3 protein-coding genes are annotated in these 2,552 nt (G+C 37.9%); all 3 read right to left on the minus strand.

The window, feature by feature from the left end; genetic code table 11:
* Nucleotides 1–506: 506 nt before the first annotated feature.
* Nucleotides 507–854 (minus strand): Imm51 family immunity protein, encoded by a 348-nt coding sequence (locus G322_RS0118655; RefSeq protein WP_022943189.1) that lies wholly within the window; start codon nucleotides 852–854, stop codon nucleotides 507–509.
* A gap of 247 nt (nucleotides 855–1,101) precedes the next feature.
* Entirely contained in the window at nucleotides 1,102–2,022 is a 921-nt protein-coding gene (locus G322_RS0118660) for a M14 family metallopeptidase (protein ID WP_022943190.1), read from the minus strand.
* Between the two features lie 298 nt (nucleotides 2,023–2,320).
* On the minus strand, nucleotides 2,321–2,552 hold a 232-nt coding region (locus tag G322_RS0118665; protein WP_022943191.1), incomplete at its 5' end, for a DUF1499 domain-containing protein.

Consider the following 2,552-nt stretch of genomic DNA (forward strand, 5'->3'; position numbering starts at 1 on the left):
AATTTTGTAAAAGAGTTGAGTAATAGGCGATAAATATCAGTACTTCGATCCCTCATAGCAATGATAAAAGAGGCAATTGTGCAAAATATGAGGTAAGCCTATTTTAGGTATTAAGAAAAAGAATGTTTATTCGTAACTACTCAGCACCCCTTAAAATTAGAAGTGTTTTTATAAAAAATATACTGTAAATGCTCAGGGCTAAGCCAGTTATGCTTAGTTCAAGGCGAAAAAGCGCAGTTTAGTGGTTTAAATGAGCATTTTTCAACGATGAAATAGGCTTAAATAGCGACGACCTGAGTAGTTACGTTTATTCTCCCTATACTTTTGCATCGTTATGCTAGTTAACCACATTCACTAGAATATGGACGGGTTATCACACTCTGAAAGTGACGAGGCATCGCTCTTAAAATTAGGCCATTAGCGTAAATAGTGGTTCAGTATTAGCTCGTTAAAACAAGCCACTTCTTCGTTGCACATGTTGTAAAAGTAACAAGCCTTTATACTTATTAAGCTAATTCGGCTTCAAATTCATACTGGGCATAACGGCTGATACAAGCATCTAATAACAGCTCATCTTCATAAAATTCATCCACAATTGTGGCGATTGCATGTAATGCTTCTCTATCTTCGCTGCGAATGCAAAACATCTGCGTCTCATCACCAAAGGTGATTTTTTTTAATAGTGCGGGATCCTTCTCTGACAACATATTTTCCAACAATAATGCCCAATCTTCACTATCGCCTAAAAAATCATGCTTTTCAAAGGCTGCCCATTTTAAATCACTTAAAGTCAGACTATGGCTACGCTGAAAACTTGAAAACAAAAATGGTTGGAAAACATTGACTTGCTTCATATTATTTATCCTAATATAACGATGATTAAAAATAAACAACCTGCTACTTTGACAAGAAGTTTAACGCTGACTCATCCTACTCTCAGTGTGTTTTTTAAATGCTGTTTACATCATGACTTTTCTCTTTGCCGCTAATCTAAGCTCTTGTTACACCTGTATTTATTATATTTGTGATCCAGGAAGAAGTATAAATGGTGGTTATACCAATCTCTATAAATATTTTCATACATAACGAATGTAATCGCTATTAGCTTAAATAATCTAGCGCACCATAGATAGCAGCGACTTGTGCATTAATACAATTTTCATCATCCACCAGCGGACTGTCAGGATAGACTTCTGTCGTAGTGACGTAGGCTGCATTAGTTAACCCCATGCACAAACCTAACTCACGTGCAGCATAATTTATTACCCCAAATTGCGCTAACGGGACACCTATTAATCGTTGTTGTGTATCGGCAGGTGCAATATGCGTTACCGTGCTCACTTTATTGATGATTGCTTTTTGAAAGGCATCAACGGGTTTGGCGCTATCAGCAACCAAATAGAACCCATCAGGGATATCCCAGTTTTTTTGTACTATTGCATCGCGTGCCCCAAGCGCCGGTCTAAATTCACTATTATCAGTATCAGTGGTTTCATGTAAATCGATATGTAGCGTAAATTCAATGCCAAGCGTACTAATATAAGTCATTAATGCAGTGGCTTCTTGTACTGGACTATCAGCATAAAAAGCACGGTTAGGATCAAGTGCATAGGGGTTCCAACGGTTGATTGTTGCATAACCCCAAGGACTAACACAGGGCGCAATAATAAAATTAAACTGCTTGAGATATGTAGTATGGACGCTACCAGCAAACCGAATCGCACCGTGGACACCACTGCTTTCGTAGCCATGGACACCGCCGGTAATGAGTATGTTTTTACAGTCACTTTTCCAGTTTTTAGATTTTAAAATAAATAGTGGATAATCTGTGGGGGAATAAGCTAACGCGCCGTATTGAGTCAGTTCAAAATGATCATTTATTATTTTACTATCAGTAAGCTCTGCCAGTACTTCTTCTTTATAACTACGTTTAATCTGCTGGGCATCTAACCAGGCATGTTTTTCTGACTGTCCCCATTTTTTTCCTGGGCTACCAATTATATAATGTTGTGTTTGTTTCATCGTTCCTCGCGCTTTAGTTATGGTGTATGAATAAATATTGAACGTTTTGTTCATACAATTTACACGTTTTAATCAACTAACCAACCCTTGCTGTTTTTTTGTGATGAGAATGATGTGATAAAGGCATCTAGAGTCAGTGCTATATGAGGTCGTAACGCATTAAAACTTAGTATTTAAAATTACATTTTCTAGATGCGCAATGTGCCCCATAGCGGGTTAGAAATGAAGATTAACTTGAAAGACAAGCCCCATGCCTTCGCTAACAATAAGATAGTTCTTAGGTAATAAATACTAGGGGCTATTTGTTATAAATAGCTTTAAATTGCTCGTAGCGCTTGCGGTTAACACCCAAATCGGAATAACCAGCACGAGACTGGGATCGAAAATGAACCAGTTTAGTTTGCTCATCAAGCAGTATTTCAACATCATCGTGAAAATGAAAAACGCCTGTCGTGAACACAGAATAGAGGTAGTGACTTTCTTGAGCTTGCAACTCATTGTTTCCCATCGTGTTCAAAGTGGCTAGCACC

It is taken from the genome of Psychromonas hadalis ATCC BAA-638 (assembly GCF_000420245.1).
Classification (GTDB): domain Bacteria; phylum Pseudomonadota; class Gammaproteobacteria; order Enterobacterales; family Psychromonadaceae; genus Psychromonas; species Psychromonas hadalis.

Excerpts from the sequence above, each read along its gene's own strand:
- G322_RS0118655 (WP_022943189.1), bottom strand. The coding sequence starts at position 854 with ATGAAGCAAGTCAATGTTTTCCAACCATTTTTGTTTTCAAGTTTTCAG.
- G322_RS0118660 (WP_022943190.1), bottom strand. The coding sequence starts at position 2,022 with ATGAAACAAACACAACATTATATAATTGGTAGCCCAGGAAAAAAATGG.